We start from the raw sequence: 20,208 nt of genomic DNA on the forward strand, positions 1-20,208 counted from the left end.
TCGGGGACGTCACAGGTGGCGATCAGCAGCCACATGCCGTCGCGGTGGATCAGGTCGGATTCGCCCTTGCGGTAGGCGGCCAGCGCGCGGGCCTGCTCGGCGTCGGCTCCTCACCCGGCGCCCCGAGCGTCTCCCTCTACACCATCGAGGACGAGACCACCGAGTACGACGACGACGTCCCGATGACCCTGACCGAACTCCAGGACAGCATCCGCCGCGTGCTCGGCGCGCATCTGCCCCTGGCAGGATCGACACGGCTGTCGCGCTTCACCTTCAAGGCCCGCCAGGCCGAGCGCTACCGCGACGGGCGCATCCTGCTGGCCGGCGACGCGGCGCACCTGTTCCCCGCCACCGGCGTGGCGCTCAACGCCGGCCTGCTGGACGCGGTCAACCTGGCCTGGAAGCTGGCCGCCGACCTGCACGGCCGGGCGCCGGCCGGCCTGCTGGACACCTACCACGCCGAACGCCACCTCGCCGGCGCCCGTACCATGCTGCACACCCGAGCCCAGGTGGCGCTGCGGCGCGGGCACGACGCGGCCGCCGAAGCGCTCCGCGAAGTGTTCTCCGAACTGCTCGCCGACGAGCAGCCGTTGCGCCGCATGGGAGCCATGGTCGCCGGCGCCGACATCCGCTACCCGATGCCCGGCACGAACCCCCTGGCCGGCACCTTCGCGCCCGACCTCACCCTGCACACCGACCAGGGAATCACCGGCGTCGCCGAACTCCTGCACCCTGCCCGGCCCATCCTCCTCGACCTCGCCGACCGCCCCGACCTTCGCAAGGCCGCCCGCGCCTGGGGGCAGCGCGTCGACGTCCACACCGCCAAGACCGGCCGGCGATCGGCCGATGTCCTGCTGATCCGCCCGGACGCCCACATCGCCTGGGCCGCACCCATCGACGAACCCGCCGACACCGCCGCGCCGGCGCTGCGCGAAGCGCTCTCCAGCTGGTTCGGCACACCCTGACGTGGACCAGGGGCCGGCCGGGCGCGGCGCGGGCGGCCTGATGGCGCCCGGCGAGGTGGATCGGGGCCACCTGCCCAGCGGTCAGGGCGGAGGGTGTCTCATCAGGGAGGAGCATGGTGGCGCAGGGGCCGGTAGCCGCTGGCGTCGTCGGTGTCGATCTCCACGGAGATGGCCCTGAGGAAGTTGACGGTTTCGCTGCTGGCCGGGCTGATGTGGGCCAGCGCCTGTAGGGGTTTGCCCCGAAGGGGGGACACCGGCTGTGAGACGCGGGAGGACAATTGTGATCAGCGGATCAGCGCGAGAAGCGGCCGAGCAGCAACGCCAGCCGCCGCTCGTGGCCCTCGTGCCGGAGCCTGCCGCCCCGCGTGAGCGTCATCAGTCCGTGCAGGCCGCCCCAGAGGGTCTCGGTGAGCAGACCCAGGTCGTCCTCCCCGGCCAGTGGCCGTACGGCCTCGCGTAGCTCGCCGAAGGCCGCATGCGGGGCGGCCGGTGCTTCGGGGCCGGCGGGCGGCAGGTCGACGGCATGGGTGAACATCGCGTCGTACAACGCGGGTCGCTGCTCGGCGAACGCGGCGTACGCGGCGCCGACGTCGGCGAGGGCCTGGCGAGGGTCGGCCGCCGACGTACGGGCCGCGCGCAGCTCGGCGGCCAGGTCGGCGAAGCCTTCGACCGCGACCGCCGCCATGATGGCGTCCTTGCCCTTGAAGTGGCTGTAGAGCACCGGCTGGCTGTACTCGACCCGTTCGGCGAGGCGACGGGTCGTCACCGCCTCCCAGCCCTCGGCCTCGACCAGCTCCCGGGCCGCTGCGATGATCAACCGCTCCCGCTCCGCCCGCTCCCGCTCCCGGCGCGTTTGAATCGACATGAGACGAACCTAGCATCACTAGAAGCCCTATCAACGCTATGCTAGCGTCGATCGTGTTCCTAGCTCTGACATTAGCCGGAGAAGATCGTGCTTGCCCCCTCGCCGGTGTAGATCGACACCTATTTCCTCGTGGACAGGACGGTCAGGTGGGGCCGGGCGGCAGGTGCACGGTCATGATCAGGTCGCAGGGACCGGTGCCGGCGCCGCGGTAGGTGTGCGGGCAGTCGCCGTTGAAGATGGCGCTCTGCCCGGCGGTGACGGTGTGCTCGGTGCCATCGACGACGAGAGTCATCTGGCCGGTGGTGACGCTGACGGTCTCCATGACCCCGGCCTGGTGGGGCCGGCTCGGGGAGTCCTCTCCGGGGTGCAGGCGCCACCGCCACACCTCCACCGGCGCCGCACCGGCGGTGACCAGCATGAGGCGGGCCTGACCGCCGTGTTCGCCGGTCCACAGCGGCTCGATCTCCTCGGCGCTGGCGATGCGGACGGTACGGCCTTCGGGCGGGCCCTGCATAAGGGTGGGCACCGAGATGCCGAGCGTGTCGGCAAGGCGAACGAGGGTGGCCAGGTTGGGGTTGCCCTGGGCCTTTTCCAGCGCGGCGAGTGCGCCCTTGGAGATCTGGGCGCGGCGGCTGAGCTCTTCCAGTGACAAGCCCGCGCGGAGCCGGGCGGTCCGGACGTTGTGGGCGACGGTCCGCAGGGCGGTGTCGTTCTCGGCCATCTGGATAGCTCCCTTCACTCGGTCGTTTAAATGTACTATGTGGTCGTTTTATTGGCATACTTCGGTCGTTCTGATGTACCTTGTAGTCATTCCATTGAACAACATCGGGGTGTCGTGATCGCTTTGCTGCTGGCGCTGGGCAGTTCCCTGGCCTACGGATGCGCCGACTTCCTCGGCGGCCTGGGCGCCGCCGCCGTCGCGGTCGGCCTGCTGGCCCTCACCTGACCGTCCGACACCGCCTTCATCACATCGATCACTCAGAAGGAGTTCCCTCATGTTCATCCAGCCCTGGGACGCGAGCCTGGACGAGGCCGAGTGGCAGACCTGGATCGCCGATGGCCACGACTTCGGTCAGCTCGCAGTCAACGGCCTGCCCGGCCAGCCGCCCGTCGTCGTCCCCACCCATTTCGTCTGCGACGGCAGTGATCTGCTGGTCCATCTCGCCCGCCCGAATCCGGTCTGGAAGGCGATCGAGCACAACCCGGATGTGACCTTCACCGTCATCGGCGACTACGCCTTCGTTCCCGGTACCTGGCGCGCCGCCGCTGATGTTCCGCCCCGGGACGGGGTCCCGACCAGCTATTACGCGGCCGTCCAGTTCACCTGCCGCGCGCACGTCATCGACGACCCCCAGGCCAAGGCCGATCTGCTGACCCGGCAGCTCGCCCACTTCCAGCCCAGCGGCGACCACGCCGAGGTCGCCGTGGACCGCCCGCCGTACGGGCGCATGCTGTCCGGCATCCGCGGGCTACGCCTGGAGGCCACCGCCGTCCAGGCCAAGTTCAAATACGACGACCACAAGAGCGTCCAGCACCGCACCGTGGTCGCCGAACGCCTCACCACCCGCCGCCAAGGCCTGGACCTGCCGACCGCCGCCCAGCAGCGACGTCGCCTGGACCGCATCGGCACCTGGACACCCTGACACAGGCCCGCGCCGAGGATCCGCGCCATGGTGATGAGTCCCGAGCCGGCGGCGTCTTCGACGTCCTGCTGCGGCTGTCGCGGGTAGGGTGCAGTGCGTGTCCTGGATCCACGACCGTGATTTTGTCCGCGCCGTCGAGTTCCCGGCCGACCGGGAGGACCTCACCGGGCCGGTGAACCTCGCCGCTCCCGCGCCCCTACCACAGCACATGTTCATGCGCGTGCTGCGCTCCGTGTGGGGTGTTCCGGTGGGCCTGTCCGTAACGAAGTGGATGGCCGAGCTCGGCGCGTTCGCGCTGCGCTCGGACACCGAACTCCTGTTGAAAAGCCGTCGGGTCGTCCCCGGCCGCCTGCTCGAGGCGGGCTTCGCCTTCGACCACGCCCAGTGGCCGGAGACCGCCGGCGACCTCGTGCGGCGCGTGCGTGACGGACCTGGCCTCACCGGGTGAGCGTTCGGCTCCTGCCGGCCGCCAACGGTCTCGCCTTTTCGTATTTCACGGCCCGCACAGACAAGCCCGCCCTCCGCCATTTCGAGTGTCGGAAGAAGATCGGCGGTTGTGTCGATTCACGGCATTCCCGTTCGACCTAGGGATGAGAGGATCCGCGAGAGGGTCCCGAACACCCAGGGAGACAGCACGATGAAGTACATGCTGATCATGCGCGCCACCGACGAGGCCTTCGCGGGGATGGCGGACATCGACTTCGGCAAGATGCTCGAGACCGTCGGCAGGTACAACGACGAGATGATCCGGGCCGGTGTGCTGGTCGCCGCGGAGGGACTCGACGACGCCGCCGAGGGGGTGGTCGTCGACTACTCCGCCGAGCCGCCCGTGGTGACCGACGGCCCGTACGGCGAGACCAAGGAGTTGTTCGGCGGGTTCTACATCCTCAACGTGGCGTCGAAGGAGGAGGCCGTCGAGTGGGCCAGGCGGTCGCCGATGACCGGCCCGGGTTTCAAGACCGAGATCCGTCGGGTCACCACGATCGACGAGTTCCCGCAGGACAACGAGTGGGTCCAGAAGGAACGGGCGTGGCGCGAGGCCACCGGCCAGCTCTGAGCGGATCGGCAGGAGATGGCCGACCCCACCGGCCGTGAGGCCGTTGCCGCCGTCTGGCGGATCGAGTCCGCACGGATCGTCGGCGCGCTCGCGCGCTACACCGGAGACTTCGCGTTGGCCGAGGACCTCGCCCAGGAGGCGCTGGCCGAGGCACTCGTGACCTGGCCACGCGACGGCGTGCCCCGCAACCCCGCGGGGTGGTTGCTCACCGTCGGCCGGCGCCGCGCGATCGACGCGTTCCGCCGGCGCTCCGCCCTTGACGAGAGGTACGCCGCCCTCGCCCGCGACCTGGGCGAGGGGGATGTGCTCTCGGGGGGCGCACCCGCCGATCCGGCCCGGGACGCCGAGGGCGTGCTGTGGGATCCGGACCAGATCGATGACGACGTGCTCGCGTTGATGTTCATCTCCTGCCACCCCGTGCTGTCGCGGGAGGCGAGGGTGGCGCTCACCCTGCGGGTGGTCGGCGGTCTGACCAGTGACGAGATCGCCAAGGTGTTTCTCGTTCCGGCCGCCACCGTGCAGGCCCGCATCACTCGGGCGAAGAAGACCCTCGGGGCGGCCCGGGTGCCGTTCGAGCTGCCGTCGGCCGAGGAGCGGGCCGAGCGGCTCGGCTCGGTGCTCAGTGTGGTCTACCTGATCTTCACGGAAGGGTCTTCGGCCAGCTCCGGTGACAGTCTGATCCGACTCGACCTCGCGAGCGAGGCACAGCGCCTCGCGCGGGTGCTGAGCCGCCTGGTGCCGGACGAGCCCGAGGCGCACGGTCTGCTGGCGCTGCTCGAGCTGACCGCGGCGCGCTTCCCCTCCCGCACCGGACCGGACGGCGAGCCGGTGCTGCTGGAGCGCCAGGACCGCCGCCGCTGGGACCGCGCCGCGATCCGCCGGGGACGAGCCGCCCTGGCTCGCGCGGCGCGGGTCGGCCGGGGTCTGGGCGCCTACGGCCTGCAGGCGGCGATCGCCGAATGTCATGCCCTCGCCCCGTCTGTCGAAGCGACGGACTGGGAGCGCATCGTGCTCATCTACGAGGCGCTCGGCCGGCTCGCGCCGTCACCGGTGGTCGACCTCAACCGGGCGGTGGCGGTCTCCATGGCCCGGGGACCGGCCGCGGCGCTGCCGATCGTGGACGAGCTGGTGGCCGCCGGAGCGCTGTCGAACTCGCACCTGCTGCCGAGCGTTCGCGGGGAACTGCTCACCCGCCTGGACCGCGCCGACGAGGCGCGCACCGAACTGGAGCTCGCCGTACGATTGTGCGGCAACGAGCGCGAGCGGGCGGTGCTGGAACATAAACTCGCCGACCTCGGCTGACCGGCCCGGAGGAACACCCGAGACGGGTTTTCCCCTGTCGGCTCTGGATACGACTCTCGCGGGGGGAGCCCTCAGGGAGGCGCACACTCGCCGAGAGCGAGAAAGAGCCGGAGGGGATGATGGCGGCGGTCATGGTCAGCCTCCGTGCGCGGTGAGGGTGTAGCCCTCGGGGCCGGTGAAAGTGAACATGCGGCCGAAGGGGCCGTCCTTGGGCGGAGTGATGATGGGCACCCCGGCAGCGGCGAGCCGGTCGTGCAACTCCTGGGCGTCCGTGGTGCGGAACCACAGGGCCACCCCGAGACCGGGCCGCGCGACGTCATCGAGATCCACGCCCGGCAGCGGCTCGCGGACGGCGAACGGGATCGGTGCGGTGGCGAACACCACCGCACCGGGAGGCGAGGCCGATGCCCGCCGCAGTCCGAGATGCTTTTCGCAGAAGGCGGCCGCTGCCTCGACATCGCGTACCTGCAGTGCGATGAAGTCAGGGCCGTCGACGGTGGCGGTCATGGGTCCTCCCGGAATTCCTTTATGTCAGGACTTTGACATAAAGGGAATGTACTCGCGGCGGCCCGCCTATGTCAAAATGCTGACATGGAAGACCGGAAGACCGTAGACCCGCCCCATCCCGCTCGGGACGTCACCGAGCACGTGGGATACCGCCTCAAACGCACCGCTGCGGCGCTGCGCGGCGCCATGGACAAAGCGCTGCGCGAGCACGGCCTGACGGTGCCGCAGTACGCATGCCTCGAACTACTCGACCAGCAGCCCGGCCTGTCCAACGCCGAGCTCGCCCGCGGCGCATTCGTCACGCGGCAATCCATGAACGTCGTCCTTCGCGGTCTTCAGGACGCAGACCTGATCTTCCGGCCTGCCAGCGCCGACCACGGCCGCGCCCTTCCCGCACACCTCACCGCAGAGGGCCGCAGTCGTCTCGACGCGGCCCGGTCCGCCGTCTACGCCATCGAACGGCACATGGTCGACGCGGTCCCGCAGCGGCGCCTGGCCGCCCTCCTCACCGACCTCGACCGCATGGCGGAAGCCCTTGGCGGTTGACCCGCCGAGCCACCGCGGCCGGCCGCGCGCTCGGGCGCCCGGCTGACCTTGTCCGCCCGGCTCGGAGTCCTCGGCGAGTTGATCTTGGCCGGTGTTTCGACTGAACCTGGAGCTGAGCCGATTCACTCTTCGGCAGGGCCGATCGGCATCGCTGGCTCGCGGGACAGGCGGGCACGTGCCCAGTCCAAGATCGATGGCCCGCCCGCGAAGCACCACAGCGCCACAACCGGGTCGCAGATGGCGCAGCCGAAGGAGGAATGCTCGGCGAAGGGGAGGATGGGGCTTCCCTTGAGGTGGTGCACGACGTCCCAGGCGGTGTGGAGCAGCCAGCCGATGCCGATCCAGGTCCAGCTGTTGAGCCCCCGGTAGGCGACATAGGTCATGACGACCGGCAGGACGAACTCCCAGTACCCGAGCCCGCCCCCGCTGAGGTAGGCGGCGCCCGCACCTCCGACCAGCACGGCGTTGACCTGGCGTCGGTGCGGCTCGGGAATCAGGGACATGAGGGAAACGCAGATCAGCCCGATGACGATCGGCATGACGATGGACATGGAGTGTGACGATCCGTTCTGAGGTAGGGGTGCTTCGGTTGACGCGGACCTGCCCGGTCCGCTCCGCCGCCCTGTCGAGGCGCAGCAGGACCGGCGGTCCGCCGATCTCCGGCAGCCGGGCCAGGGCGGCGGCCATGATGGTGCGCCGCGGGTCGCGGGCGGCGCCTTCGGCCCTCGCCGGTTCGGCGATCACGGTATGCCCGCGGCGTGCGGCACCTCATCAGGGTGCGATGGTGTCCAAAAATCACGCAGGACGACCTGCGCATGCATCGGCGCTGCTCCTTCTTCGCTTGCCCGGATCTCGCAGCGCAAGGCTAGAGCGGCCGTCCTCGGCGTCCCAGGGGCTGAACCGACAATCTCCAACGGGTTCCCGCCATCCGGCCCTGGCTGCGAAGACGGCCGCGTCAGGCGCTTCACCTGCCTGTTTGTGGTCGGCGAATTCTCGCCTACCGTGTCCTCATGCACACGGTGGCGGTCCTGGCTCTGGACCATGTGGTGGCGGCCGACATGGCGACGCCGATCGAGGTGTTCGGGCGTGCCCGGCTGGCGGACGGGCGCCGGCCGTACCGGGTCCTGGTCTGTGCCGCGACGCCGCAGGTGGCCGGCGACGCCTTCACGCTCATCGCCCCGCACGGCCTGGAGGCGCTGCGGGAGGCGGACACGATCGTCGTACCGGGATGTTCCGAGCAGGCCACCCCACCGGCCCGGGAGGTGCTCGACGCCCTGCGCGCGGCCGCGGCCGCCGGCACCCGGATCGCCTCCATCTGCGTGGGGGCGTTCACCCTTGCCGCGACCGGGCTGCTGGACGGACTGAGCGCGACCACGCACTGGGTGGCGGCTCGTCGGCTGGCCCGGATGTTCCCGCAGGTGGATGTGCAGCCGGATGTTCTGTACGTTGACAACGGCCAGATTCTGACCTCGGCCGGGGCCGCCGCCGGCCTGGACCTGTGCCTGCACATCATCCGGCGGGATTTCGGCTCGGCGGTCGCCGCGGACTCGGCCCGGCTGTCGGTGACGCCGTTGGAACGGGAGGGCGGGCAGGCGCAGTTCGTCCCGCACGCCCAGCCGCCGGTACCCCAGGGGTCGCTGCTGGAGCCGGTGCTGTCGTGGATCGAGCACAACCTCGCCCAGGAGGTGACGCTGGCGGAGATGGCCACGCGCAGCGGGATGAGCGAGAGGACTTTCAGCCGCCGCTTCCGCGAGCAGACGGGCACCACCCCGCTGCAGTGGCTGCTGCGAGCACGCGTACGGCGCGCGCAGTTCCTGCTGGAGACCACCGGCCACGGTGTCGAACGCATCGCCGCGCAGGCCGGTTTCGGTTCGGCCACCGCGTTCCGGGAGCGGTTCAAGCGCGTCGTCGGCGTCACGCCGCAGTCCTACCGCTCCTCTTTCCGGACGAACGCCTCCTGAGAATCCGCCTCTGAGCCATGAACGGGCTTTCGGGGCCGGACCGGCCGAGTTCGTGACGAGCGTGCCCGCCGTGTACTCGACGCGCGACTCCTGCCGCCCACACCCCGGCAAGACACCGGCGCCCGGCCCGCCGACTCCGGGCGATGGAACACCATCCCCGCCCGGCGGCCGTCGGCACCCGACACGAGGCCTCAAGAGTTCCACGGTTCTTCGCTATCATGTGGCCATGTCCGGTCCCGAGGCGTCAAGACGTTAGCCACCGGTTCTTCGGTGGCTTCCTGTGGTGTCACGCGGCAGCGCCATCGCTGAGGCCGCGTGTTCTTTCGTCACCCTCGCCGCCGGATCACCGTCGTACGGACTGATTCTTCCCGGTAGTTCCGTCACCTTCGTCGTACCGCTGGTGACGCCAGGCCGGGTCTCCTTCACGCGGTAGGCCCCCGTGTGCCCCAGATGAACGCACGCTTCGTGCGGCCGATTCGGGAGTGCCGCGGTGGTGTCCCGTGTCCTTCGTGATCCCTTTCGACGTGGCTGTGGAGTTCTCTGCTCATGCCCTTTGCCATTTACATCCTCGGACTGGCGGTATTCGCCCAGGGAACGTCCGAGTTCATGTTGTCCGGGCTGGTTCCGGACATCGCCGATGAACTGAATGTGTCCGTCTCGGCCGCCGGCGCGCTGACGTCGGCCTTCGCCGCAGGAATGATCGTCGGCGCTCCGCTGATGGCGGTCCTCAGTCTGCGCTGGCCGCGTCGGCGGGCGCTGCTCGTCTTCCTGGTCGCGTTCATGCTCGTGCATGTCGTCGGCGCGGTCACCACCACCTTCTCCGTGCTCCTGGTGACCCGGGTCCTCGGGGCGCTGGCCAACGCCGGTTTCCTGGCTGTGGGGCTCGCGGCGGCGACCGCTATGGTCGCGCCGAACGCCAAGGGGCGGGCGACCTCCATCCTGCTGGGGGGTATCACGCTCGCGTGCGTCGCCGGTGTGCCCGCCGGTGCCGTGCTCGGCCAGGCGTTCGGCTGGCGTGCGGCGTTCTGGGCCGTCGCCCTGATCTCCCTGCCGGCCGTCTTCGCCGTGCTGCGCTCGGTGCCCGACACGGTTCAGGCGACCGGCGACCTGGACGAGGCCCGTCCCCGTGCTCGGCGCGAACTGCGGGCGCTGCGCGGCCCACGACTACTGGTCGTGCTGCTGCTGGCCGCGCTGGTGAACGCCGCGACCTTCTGCACCTTCACCTATCTGACCCCGCTGGTCGTCAACGTCAGCGGATTCTCCGAGCGCTGGGTGCCGGCGGTGCTGGCGCTGTTCGGTCTCGGATCGTTCGCCGGTGTGACCATCGGCGGTCGCCTGTCGGACACGCGGCCGATGCGGGTCCTGATTCCGGGTGGGATCGCCCTGCTCGCCGGGTGGGCGCTCTTCACCGCCGTGGCCGGCAGTCCGACCGCCGTCTTCCTGCTCGTCTTCGTCCAGGGGGCCCTCTCGTTCGCCGTCGGTTCGACCTTGATCGCCCAGGTGCTGTACGCGGCGACGCAGGCACCCTCGCTCGGCGGCTCCTTCGCGACCGCGGCCCTCAACGTGGGTGCGGCCGTCGGACCCGCCGTCGGCGGCCTCACCATCGCCGCCGGACTCGGCTACCGCTCGCCGCTGTGGGTCAGTGCCCTGCTGGTGGCGGCGGCGCTCGTCGCAGCGGGCCTCGCCCAGGTGACACGGCGCCTGCGGGGCACACCGGGTGAGGAGACGTCGGCGTCCCGCACCACGGTGTGACCGCACCACCTGGCGCGCGTCCTCGGCGGTGACGCCGGCGATGGTGGCGAGTGCGTCGGCGGGACAGGGACCCGCGCCGTGTCGGTCGATCACGGCGCGGGTCGCTTGGAAGACGTCGAGGTCGTGGGTCTACAGCCGTCCGCCGTTCGCGAGGCGCAGAACGCGTCCGCACCGGTGCGGGCCGGCTTGAGAAGCCACGGTGAGGTCCTCGACCAGGTGCCTCCTGTCAACGCAGGCGGGACTCGATGGCCTCGATGATCCGTGGGCGCAGTTCCGCGGCGCGGATGACGGCGTCGACGGAGCCCACCTCGACCGCGCGCCGGATGTCGTGCACGCGGTCGAACTCCGTGGCGACCTCGCCGAGCTTCTCCGCACGGACCGACGAGCGGAGCTCGTCGAGCTCCGCGGTCAACGCGGCGCGGTCGGCGCCGGAGGCGGCCGTGACGCGGGTCTCCAGGTCCCGTACGCGCGGGTCGGCCGCGGTGCGGGCGTTGACGTCGCCGGAGAACACCACCGCGGCGGCGGGGGCACCGCCGAGCACCGAGGCGAACGAGCCTTCCAGCGCGAGCACGGTCATGTTCGGGTTCAGCGCCTTCGAGAACACCACGAACGCGCCGCCGTGGTACCGCGAGATCACGCAGAACACGATGGGCCCGCGGAAGTTCACGATCGCGCGGCCGATCTCGGCGCCGTACTCCAGCTGCAGCTTCCGCATCGACTCCGGCGAGCCGTCGAAGCCCGACAGGTTGGCCAGCACCACCAGCGGCCGGTTGCCGCTGGCCGCGTTGATCGCCCGCGCGGCCTTCTTCGACGACTGGGGGAACAGCGTGCCCGCGGTGTAGGTGTCCGGGCCGTCGGTGGGCGGGAAGCCGCGCCGCGGTACCGCCCGTGACTCGATGCCGAGCAGGCAGACCGGCATGCCGCCCAGATGCACGTCCTGCACCGCTGCGGTCTCCGCGTCGGCCATGCCCGCCCAGCGTTCCAGCACCGGGTGGTCCTGGTCGGAGAGCGCCCGCATCACGGTCCGGATGTCGAACGGCTTCTTGCGGTCCGGGTTGGCCTCGGCGGAGAAGATCTCGCCGACGGTGGTGAAGTCGCTGTCGACCAGGACATGCGGGAAGTCGGAGATGTCACGGTCGACGGGGTCGGTCGTCTTGGCCCGCCGCGGCGTCTCCTCGCCGGGTGCGACGTACGTGTGGTCGTAGTGCGACATCAGCACGTCCCGCGCGGCGGCCAGGTTCGGCGCCCAGTAGTGCGCCTGCCCGTTCGGGCCCATCACCCGGTCGTAGCCGCCGATGCCGAAGTTGTCCTCGGCCGACACGCCACCGGAGAAGTCGAGCGACTGCTTGCCGGTGAGCACCATCGCCGAGTCCGGCGTCATCACCAGGATGCCCTTGGTGTGCATGAGCATCGTGGCCTCGGCGTTCCAGTACGGCTGCGCGCCGACGTTGATGCCCGCGACCACGATGTTGATCTCGCCGCCGTCCTGGGTGAACTCGACGATCCGCTTGAGCGCCGCGGCCACCCAGTCCATGTTCTCCGTGCCCGACTCCATGGAGATCCGGGCACCGGAGGACAGCGCGTACCACTCCAGCGGCACCCGCATCCGCTCGGCCAGGTCCAGCGCGGCGACCACGCGGCGGCACTCCGGCTCCGACAGCGCGCCGAGCGACTTGGTCGGGTCGCCGAGCAGCACGACCCTGGTGAGGCCCTGCGGATGCCGCCGGGTCGGCGTGGTGACCACGCCCGCGACGATCGCCGCGGTGTTACGCCCCTTCGGCCGGTCGACCGGCACCAGCGCCTGGTCGTCGTCGAGGTCGTGTTCGACGAAGTCGCCGAGCAGGCCGGTCAGCTCGTACGGGTACACCGTGTTGCGGCTGCTCGCGCGCAGCACCTTCTGCCGGTAGTCGTCGAGCGGCTCGACCAGCTCGTCCGACGGCTCGCCGACGGTCAGTTCGGTGCCGCCGGTGGCGTCGAAGGAGATGCGCACGGCGATCTTGGTCAGCTCGCCGGTCTTCCGGTCGCGCTGCCGCGCGATGAACAGGATCTCCTCCAGCCCGGCGCCCGCGGTCGTCGGCAGCACGCGTCCGGCGATCATCTCCAGCTCCGCGCGGGTGATGTCGCTCGGCGGCCAGATGTAGAGCACGATCCGGTTGGTGTTGAAGCGTTTCTTCGACGGTCGCCGGGACTGCGCGCGGCGGATCGAGTCGAGGCAGGTGGCGACGGTGTCCTCGGCCGTCGGCAGTGCGACCAGCCTGCCGTCGTGCTCGCGCAGCTCGGTCAGGTCACGCACCTGGGCGAACGCGACGAGGCGGTCGTCCGACGGGTTCTCCCGCGCCACGCACTGGAAGAGGTAGACCTCCTCGTCCGACGACGACAGCCGGGTGAGGTCGAACTTGCTCAGCCGCTCCAGCTGCATCCGCTGCGCGATGTACGGATGCAGGCCACGGATCAGCCGCTCCTCGGCCATCCCGGTGGTCGACGGGCGGAACGTGAAGTGGTGGTGCATCACCGCGCCGCCGCTGCCCGCGACGGTGGTGGTGAGCCTGCGGACCTGGTCCGGCAGCGGGTGCGCGCTGACGACCTCGTGCAGCGCGGCGGCCATCGCGTCGGAGTCCTCCGGCTGGTTCTCCCAGGCGAGATAGATGTCGGCGTCGATGGCGTTCTCGTCGCCCGCCAGCTCGGCGAGCCCGCGCAGCGCGCCGCCCAGCGCTTCGAAGCTCACCGCGGAGGAGACCACGCACGAGCCCGCGCGCTCGGCGACCACGAACGTGCAACCCGCGACCTCGCCGGTGCGGACGCCGGTGAGACCCTTGTTGCCGTAGTACCGCCGGGTCAGTACCTCCAGCATGATCGCGTTGTCCAGGTCGTCGCGGACAAGCCGCTGGCCGAGCAGCCGCACCAGCGGCTCGGTGCTGCGCACCATCTCGGCGATGCGCGTCGCGCGGTCCGGCGCGTCCGGGTACGCGTCCAGGTGGCGCAGGTGCTTGCGGACGTTCGCATAGACACGGGCGCGGTTGCGGCGCAGCAGCGGCTGGGCGAACCAGGCGAACACCACGCCGCGCGCGAGGTCGGAGACCACCGGGAAGCGGACCTGTGTCGCGGCGACCAGCCGCTCCAGCGCGAGACCGGCGGGCTCGCGCAGCGTCTCGTCCGGCGGCGGCTCCCGCAGCCACGCGCGCAGCAGCGTCGCGACGACCGTGGCGTCGGCTGACACGCGCTGCTGGGCGAGGAAGATCCGGAACACCGCGGCTTCGAGCTCGGGGGAGCGCTCCAGCTCGGTGACACCGTAATGCCCGAGCGCCTTGGCGAGCTTGGCCTGGAACGCCTCCGGCAGCCTGGCCCGCTCGACGTCGAGGCTCTGCAGGTAGGTGTGGAAGTACTCGCGGGCGCTGTACACGTGGCCGTCACCGCCGCCGTCCTCGCCCGCCGGCCGGTTACGGCTCAGCTCGGCGAGGTCGGCGAACACATCGATGAGTTCGAGCTCCTCGGCCAGTGGCCGGTGGCCGTCCTCGATGGCCGCCCGGCGCGCGGCGAGGTAGTCGTCGAGCACCCGGCGTTCGTCGTGCGGGTCGACGTCGAAGCCCAGCAGCAGGCTGCGCAGGTCCTCCTGGCCGCGTGTGGTGCGCTCCCGCACCGGGATCCTCCCGGGGGTGGCGGGCAGGTCCAGCTCGACGGAGCCGGTGGCCGAGGTGTTCTCGGCTTCGGCGTCGTCGTCGGCGAGCGGCTCCAGCCACAGTAGCGGTGCACCGGTCTCCACCTGGCTGCCCACGGACACGACGCATTCCTTCAGGCGCGCCTTGAACGGCGCCCGCAGCACCGTCTCCATCTTCATGCTCTCCAGCACCAGCACCGGTGCGCCCGCCTCGACCTCGGCGCCGACCTTCAGCGGCGTGGCGACGACCAGCGCGGGCGCGGGCGAGCGGACGACGCCGCCCTCGTCGCGGCTGACCCGGTGCGTCACGCCGTCCACCTCGACCAGGTGGACCGGCCCGTGCGTGTCGGTGAGCAGGCGGTACCGGGTGCCGTTGACGACGATCCGCCCGGTGTGCCGGTCGAAGCGGTCGAGTTCGACGTCGGCGGTGCGGACGTCGCCACCCGCTTCGACACCGACGCGGAACCGATGCGCGCCGACCCGCGCGACACGCACGCGGTAGCCGACGCCACGAAGTTTGAGGTCCAGTGGCCGGCCGCTCTCGTGCTGCACCTGCGGGCGTCCGCCGAACGCCGTCGACAGCAGCCGCTGCCGTTCGACGCGCTCCTCCTCCTCGTACGCCTCGATGGCGGCGGCCGCCAGCGCGACGGCGGAGTGCCGGTGCGAGACGAGCCTGCCCTCGCCGCGGACGCGGTCGATCCAGCCGGTGTCCGCACTGGCGTCGATCACCTCGGGCTGGTCGAGCAGGTCGAGCACGAAGCTCTTGTTCGTCGCGCCGCCCTCGATGATCACCGTGGTCTGCGCCATCGCCCGGCGCAGCCGGCCGAGCGCCTCGTCGCGGTCGCGGCCGTAGGCGATGATCTTCGCGATCATCGAGTCGAAGTCGGCGGGGATGGTGTCGCCCTCGCTGACGCCGGTGTCCACGCGGATGCCCGGCCCGGCGGGCAGGTCCAGCCGTGCGATGCGGCCCGGTGCGGGCGCGAAGTCGCGGTCGGGGTCTTCGGCGTTGAGCCGGGCCTCGACGGCGTGCCCGCGCTCCACCGGCGGCTCGCCTTCGAGCCTGCCGCCGGATGCCACCCGCAGTTGCGCCCTGACCAGGTCGAACCCGGTGGTGGACTCGGTGATCGGGTGCTCGACCTGCAGGCGGGTGTTGACCTCGAGGAACGCGAACATCTTGTCGCCGGGGTGGTAGAGGAACTCGACGGTCGCCGCGCCGCGGTAGCCGACCGCGACGGCCAGCCTTTCGGCCGACGCCTTGAGCTCGGCCGTCTGCGCGGGGCTGAGCACTGGCGACGCAGACTCCTCGATGACCTTCTGGTTGCGCCGCTGCACCGAGCAGTCGCGGACGCCGAGCGCCCAAGCGGTGCCCTCGCCGTCAGCGATCACCTGGACCTCGACGTGCCGGGCGCCGGTGACCAGGCGCTCCAGGAACACGATGCCGCTGCCGAACGCCCGCGCGGCCTCCTGGCTGGTGCGCTCGTAGGCGTCGGCGAGCTCGGCCTCGTTCGTGATCACGCGGATGCCGCGCCCGCCGCCGCCCGCGGTCGCCTTCAGCATCAGCGGGTAGCCGATCTCGGCCGCCGCCGCCAGGGCGGCGTCCAGGCTCTCGACCGCGCCGCGGCTCCACGGTGCGACCGGCACGCCGACCTCCTCGGCGATCAGCTTCGCGCCGATCTTGTCGCCGAGCTTGCGCATGGCCTCCGCGCTCGGTCCGACGAAGGTGACTCCGATCCTCTCGCACAGCTCCGCGAACGCCGGGTCCTCTGCGACGAAGCCCCAGCCCACCCACGCGGCGTCGGCCCCGGTCTCCACCAACGCGCGCTCCAGCACCTTCAGGTCGAGGTACGGGCGCGCGGACGCGGGACCGAGGTCGTAGGACAGGTCCGCTTCGCGGACGAAGGTGGCCGTGCGGTCGACGTCGGTGTGCAGGGCGACGGTCTCGACCCGTGTCCCGCTCTCCGCGGCGATGTCCCGTACGGCATGGATGAGCCGCATGGCGGCCTCACCACGATTGACGATGGCGACACGACTGAACACCCGACCGAGCCCTCCTGTAGATCAACGATGTGCGCGCCGTGACACGGCGGCCCCCAGCAGTGTTCACCCTTCCGTCTACCAACTGGCAGCGCCATGTCGCAGACAACGCACACTACGCGGCTCCAGTTGTGGAAAACGACCAAAAGCCGTCGGCCGCCCACGCCTGACCAAGGCGTGCGCGAACGGAGTAACGGCATGCTTTGCCGAATTTCGACTGTGACGCGAAGCGGGCTCGATGCGGATGCCAGTGCATGCCGGCTGAGCAGCGAGTCATTCTTCCACCCCCGGCTCGGATCTGTCTTCTCCCGGCTCACCCGCCCGGCGCCGGCGAGGCCGATGGCCCCCGCCTGCTCGGTCTGCTGCTCCAGTTACTCCTCGGAGAACATCTTCTCTGAAACGCAGCGCCTCACCGCCCATTCCCGCATGGGTGACGAACGCGTCGGCCTGTTCCGGAACCGTCGGCCGAGGTGCCCAGGAGTGCACCTCGACGTCGGCCGGGATGTCGCCGGGTACTTCCCACTTCGGAGCAATGATGAGATATCACAACCTGGTGTGAGACAGTGTCAGACGTGCTCATCCTGGCTGGATGTCCCGTGCACGAGCTGCTGGAACGCCAGGCGACCAGCCTGGCCAGGCAGCTTGTGCGTGTCTTCGTGGAAGAGATCCCCATCTACCGGAGGCTGCCCAGGGAGGAGCTCGACGGCGACATCACCAGGATCACCGAGCACAACCTGCGGATGATCTGCGAGATGTTCCGCCACAGGCGCCCGCCCGCCTCCGCCGAACTGGCCCCGCTACGTGCCTCCGCCGCGCGCCGCGCCCAGGAACGGGTACCGCTCGAGGCTCTGCTGGCCGCCTACCACCTGGGCACCCGCTGGATCTGGGACCGCCTGATCGCCACCGCCACGCCGGCCGACTTCGCCGCGGTGATCGACCTGAACCGCCTCGTCCTCATCTACACCGAGGCGGTGACCTCCGCGGTGTGCGCCGCCTACCTGCAGGAGCGAGAGGGCATGCTCTGCCGGGAGCAGCACGCCATGCACGCCGCGGCCTCCGCGTTGCTCGGCGGCGATCACACGGCCCTGGCCGCGATACGGCTGGCACCCGGCTACCTGGTCATGGCGATCACGGTGGGGGAACACCCCGATGAGAAGCAGGACGAGCCCGGTAGATCGATCGCCGGGCGGCGCAAGCTGGCCAGGATCAGGGCCGCCGTGCAGTGTCACGCCACCGAGCAGGTTCTGTCCGTGCTCGATGCGACGGGCGGGCTCGTGCTGCTCCCGTACGGCGACGAGGTGCCGATGGTGACCGAGGTCGTCGAGGCGATGTCCAGGGCGGCGGGGGTGCCGATCTGGGCGGCGGCCGAGCAGGCGACGCCCGCCGAGGTCCCGGCCGCCGCGGGAGTGGCCGAGGAGGTGCTGGAGGTGGCGCGGATCTTCGGGCACCCGCCGGGCGCCTACCGGCTGACCGACGTACTGCTGGAGTACCAGCTCACCCGGCCGAGCCGGGCCACCTCCAGGCTCGCGGGCCTGCTCGACCCGCTGCTGAACAACCCCGACCTGCTGCGGACGCTCAAGGTCTATCTGGAGACCGGGCTCGACCGCCGCCGCACGGCCGAGCTGTTGCACGTTCACCCGAACACCGTCGACTACCGGTTGCGGCGGGCGGTGAGCCTGACCGGGCTCGACCCGGCCAAGCCGGCGCAGCTCCAGCAGATCGGAGCCGCGCTGGCGGCCAGGAGGCTCACGCCCCGTTGACGGCGGCGATCACCGCGTCCGCGAAGCCGCGCATGCCACGCGCGTTGGGGTGGAAAGGCGCGGCCGGCGAGGCGGGGACGTAGGGCTCGATCCACCGCGTTCCCGCCGAGGTGCACGGGTCGTGGCCCTTGCTCGGTGTCTGCAGGTCGATGAAGGCGACACCCGCTGCCGCCGCCTGCTCCGCCACCGCCTGGTTGAAGTACTGCAGGGTGGCGCGGATGTAGTTGGCGTCCTGCTTGATGATCGGCACCCGGGGGTAGCAGCCGTTGGGCGGGGCGTAGGTCCCGTAGCCCACCACGAAGATCCTGGCCTGCGGTGAGCGGGCCCGGATGTCGGAGACCAAAGCGGTCAGCTTCGGCCGCAGTGCGTCGGTCTTGACCCGCCAGGTGTCCTGCCCGTTCTCGATGTAGTCGTCGTTGCAGGCGTCGCCGACGGGCGGCGGCAGCAGGTTCAGGCAGTCCTCGATGAACCCGGTCAGGCCCACGTCGTTGGCGCCGATCTGCACGGTGACCAGCGTGGTGTCCTGGCTGAGCGCGTTCAGCTGCGGCGGCACCGAGCCGAGGTCGGTGCCCTGCGCGGTGTACATGTCCTTGGTCTTGGCACCCGAGCAGGTGACGTCGCGGAACGTGGCGGCCCCGATGGCCTGCGCGGTGAGGTGGGCGTAGTTACGGTCGGAGCGCCAGCACCCGAGGTCGGGTATCACCTGGTTGGGTACCAACGGCCCTGAGGCGGCCGAGTCCCCCAGGGCCACGTACACCTCACCGGCCGAGGCGCGGGCGGCGGGGGTGACGGCGACCACCAGGACGATCGCGGCGATCACTGATCGGATCATGCTGAACTCCTTTCGAAGGGCATCGGCTCTGTCGTGCGAGATCTGAGCGGGAACCCGGCTGCCGCCACGGTGAGGAACATGGTTTTGAGGATCAGCGACGGAAGGGGCCGGTGATCTCGTAGGTGATGCCGCCCGTTCCCGCCCGTTCGCCGCTGGTGCCGCGTTGGGAGGAGAAGTACAGGCGGGTGCCGTCGGGGGAGAAGGCGGGGCCGGTGATCTCGGACTCGCCCTGGCCGTCGAGCCGTACGATCGGCGCGACCACCCGGTCCGGGGTGATGATGTTGATCTCCATGTTGCCGCCGTCCTCGGCGACGTAGAGGTCACCGCCCCGGGTGCCGGTGATGTTGTCGATGCCGGTGAGCGTGCCGGTGCTGTCATAGATCGCGGTTATCGTCTGGCGGCCGGTGTCGTAGGCCCACACCGTGCGGTCGCCCTTGGCGGTGAAGTAGCAGACGCCGTCCGCGTAGTGGCAGCCCTCGCCGCCGTCGAAGTGCCTGGCGGCGCCCACCTGATGCCTGGTCTGCCTCTGCAGGACGCCGGGTGTCGGATCGGGTACCGGCCGCCAGAGGTCGTCGGTGCAGAAGACCTCGAGACGGCCGCTGGACAGCTCGCCCCAGACGTTGGGAACGAAGCGGTAGAAACAGCCGTCGTCCTCGTCCTCGGTCAGATAGACGACCCGGTGATCGGGGTCGCAGGCGGCGGCCTCGTGTTTGAACCTGCCCATCGCCGGGCGCTGCTGGGCACCGCGCACGCCGTAAGGATCGGTCTCGTAGACCCTGCCGCGGAAGATCTCCTCACAGGACAGCCAGGTGTTCCACGGCGTGCCCCCGCCCGCGCAGTTGAGGTTGGTGCCCGACAGGATCCGGTAGGCCCGCTCGATCGAACCGTCGGCCCTGAACTTGATCGCCGAAGCGCCTCCGACCAGCGGAACCTCCGAGTTGGACACGTAGATCCAGCCGGTGCCGTCGGCGAAGCAGGCGCCGCCGTCCGGGGCCGGATGCCAGAGGGTGCCGCCGACGAGGTGGCCCGACCTGGCCACCACCCTGCTGCCGAACCCGGCCGGCAGCGCGACGCCGTTGCCGTCGGGCTCGCCGAGCGGACCGTACGGGCTCTCGCCCGCGACCACCGAGGAGGCGAGCGCGGCGTTCTGCCACAGGGTGCCGGACAGGGCGACGGCCGAGAGGGACACGATGAAGGTGCGACGCTGCATGGGGGACTCCGGTGATCGCCTACAGGTCTCCCACAAACCATGGGCTGGCAGCGCTCTTCTGGGAATTGGAGGGGGCGGTAAACCTGAACGGTCAAACCTTGTGACACGTCACAGTCAGC

17 protein-coding genes are annotated in these 20,208 nt (G+C 70.6%); 9 read left to right on the top strand and 8 right to left on the bottom strand.

The window, feature by feature from the left end; translation table 11 throughout:
• Positions 1–965 (top strand): FAD-dependent monooxygenase (locus AB0K21_RS43225; protein WP_364158775.1); only part of this gene is annotated, 965 nt, incomplete at its 5' end.
• A 101-nt stretch (positions 966–1,066) separates the two neighbouring features.
• Here the strand turns inward: AB0K21_RS43225 and AB0K21_RS43230 are convergent.
• From AB0K21_RS43230 to AB0K21_RS43240, 3 genes are all read right to left on the bottom strand, one after another.
• Positions 1,067–1,219: a hypothetical protein gene (locus AB0K21_RS43230; protein ID WP_343979351.1), complete on the bottom strand. Its 153-nt coding sequence runs from the start codon at positions 1,217–1,219 to the stop codon at positions 1,067–1,069.
• Positions 1,220–1,257: 38 nt separating this feature from the next.
• Positions 1,258–1,830, bottom strand: a complete 573-nt coding sequence (locus AB0K21_RS43235; RefSeq protein WP_343979354.1) for a TetR/AcrR family transcriptional regulator — start codon at positions 1,828–1,830, stop codon at positions 1,258–1,260.
• 142 nt (positions 1,831–1,972) lie between these two features.
• A complete protein-coding gene (locus AB0K21_RS43240; RefSeq protein ID WP_343979357.1) occupies positions 1,973–2,551 on the bottom strand; it encodes an XRE family transcriptional regulator in 579 nt (192 codons plus the stop codon).
• Positions 2,552–2,825: 274 nt separating this feature from the next.
• Here AB0K21_RS43240 and AB0K21_RS43245 point away from each other — a divergent pair, with 274 nt between their 5' ends.
• The 4 genes from AB0K21_RS43245 to AB0K21_RS43260 all read left to right on the top strand — a co-directional run bounded on the left by AB0K21_RS43245 (position 2,826) and on the right by AB0K21_RS43260 (position 5,832).
• The gene (locus AB0K21_RS43245; protein WP_343979360.1) at positions 2,826–3,473 is read left to right on the top strand and encodes an FMN-binding negative transcriptional regulator; all 648 of its coding nucleotides are present in this window, start codon (positions 2,826–2,828) and stop codon (positions 3,471–3,473) included.
• A gap of 97 nt (positions 3,474–3,570) precedes the next feature.
• On the top strand, positions 3,571–3,921 hold the full coding sequence (locus tag AB0K21_RS43250; protein WP_364158781.1) for a DUF1731 domain-containing protein: 351 nt from the start codon (positions 3,571–3,573) through the stop codon (positions 3,919–3,921).
• A gap of 189 nt (positions 3,922–4,110) precedes the next feature.
• Entirely contained in the window at positions 4,111–4,530 is a 420-nt protein-coding gene (locus tag AB0K21_RS43255; protein WP_343979366.1) for a YciI family protein, read from the top strand.
• A gap of 15 nt (positions 4,531–4,545) precedes the next feature.
• Positions 4,546–5,832, top strand: coding sequence for a sigma-70 family RNA polymerase sigma factor (locus tag AB0K21_RS43260; RefSeq protein ID WP_343979370.1), 1,287 nt, complete (start codon positions 4,546–4,548; stop codon positions 5,830–5,832).
• Positions 5,833–5,967: 135 nt separating this feature from the next.
• Here the strand turns inward: AB0K21_RS43260 and AB0K21_RS43265 are convergent, their stop codons facing one another.
• Positions 5,968–6,339: a VOC family protein gene (locus AB0K21_RS43265; protein WP_364158785.1), complete on the bottom strand. Its 372-nt coding sequence runs from the start codon at positions 6,337–6,339 to the stop codon at positions 5,968–5,970.
• Between the two features lie 84 nt (positions 6,340–6,423).
• Between AB0K21_RS43265 and AB0K21_RS43270 the strand changes: the two genes are divergently transcribed.
• On the top strand, positions 6,424–6,885 hold the full coding sequence (locus tag AB0K21_RS43270) for a MarR family transcriptional regulator (protein WP_343979377.1): 462 nt from the start codon (positions 6,424–6,426) through the stop codon (positions 6,883–6,885).
• A 122-nt stretch (positions 6,886–7,007) separates the two neighbouring features.
• Here AB0K21_RS43270 and AB0K21_RS43275 read toward each other — a convergent pair whose 3' ends face one another.
• On the bottom strand, positions 7,008–7,436 hold the full coding sequence (locus AB0K21_RS43275; RefSeq protein WP_343979380.1) for a DUF6010 family protein: 429 nt from the start codon (positions 7,434–7,436) through the stop codon (positions 7,008–7,010).
• A gap of 459 nt (positions 7,437–7,895) precedes the next feature.
• Between AB0K21_RS43275 and AB0K21_RS43280 the strand changes: the two genes are divergently transcribed.
• Positions 7,896–8,846: a helix-turn-helix domain-containing protein gene (locus AB0K21_RS43280; RefSeq protein WP_343979383.1), complete on the top strand. Its 951-nt coding sequence runs from the start codon at positions 7,896–7,898 to the stop codon at positions 8,844–8,846.
• Between the two features lie 546 nt (positions 8,847–9,392).
• The gene (locus AB0K21_RS43285; protein ID WP_343979386.1) at positions 9,393–10,598 is read left to right on the top strand and encodes a Cmx/CmrA family chloramphenicol efflux MFS transporter; all 1,206 of its coding nucleotides are present in this window, start codon (positions 9,393–9,395) and stop codon (positions 10,596–10,598) included.
• Between the two features lie 226 nt (positions 10,599–10,824).
• On the opposite strand, the gene AB0K21_RS43290 is transcribed toward AB0K21_RS43285, so the two are convergent.
• Positions 10,825–16,290 carry a carboxyl transferase domain-containing protein gene (locus AB0K21_RS43290; RefSeq protein WP_364158790.1) on the bottom strand — a complete coding sequence of 1,822 codons (5,466 nt, stop codon included), beginning with the start codon at positions 16,288–16,290 and terminating at the stop codon, positions 10,825–10,827.
• Positions 16,291–16,859: 569 nt separating this feature from the next.
• Between AB0K21_RS43290 and AB0K21_RS43295 the strand changes: the two genes are divergently transcribed.
• Positions 16,860–18,047 (top strand): helix-turn-helix domain-containing protein, encoded by a 1,188-nt coding sequence (locus tag AB0K21_RS43295; protein WP_343974493.1) that lies wholly within the window; start codon positions 16,860–16,862, stop codon positions 18,045–18,047.
• Here the strand turns inward: AB0K21_RS43295 and AB0K21_RS43300 are convergent.
• Both AB0K21_RS43300 and AB0K21_RS43305 read right to left on the bottom strand, forming a co-directional pair.
• On the bottom strand, positions 18,034–18,879 hold the full coding sequence (locus AB0K21_RS43300; protein ID WP_343974490.1) for an SGNH/GDSL hydrolase family protein: 846 nt from the start codon (positions 18,877–18,879) through the stop codon (positions 18,034–18,036). The two genes, AB0K21_RS43295 and AB0K21_RS43300, sit on opposite strands and share 14 nt — an antisense overlap.
• 91 nt (positions 18,880–18,970) lie before the next feature.
• Positions 18,971–20,089, bottom strand: coding sequence for an alkaline phosphatase PhoX (locus tag AB0K21_RS43305; RefSeq protein WP_364158794.1), 1,119 nt, complete (start codon positions 20,087–20,089; stop codon positions 18,971–18,973).
• Between the last annotated feature and the right edge of the window lie 119 nt (positions 20,090–20,208).

Origin of the sequence: Streptosporangium sp. NPDC049248 (assembly GCF_040678965.1) — a bacterium.
GTDB classification, from domain to species: Bacteria; Actinomycetota; Actinomycetes; order Streptosporangiales; family Streptosporangiaceae; genus Streptosporangium; species Streptosporangium fukuiense.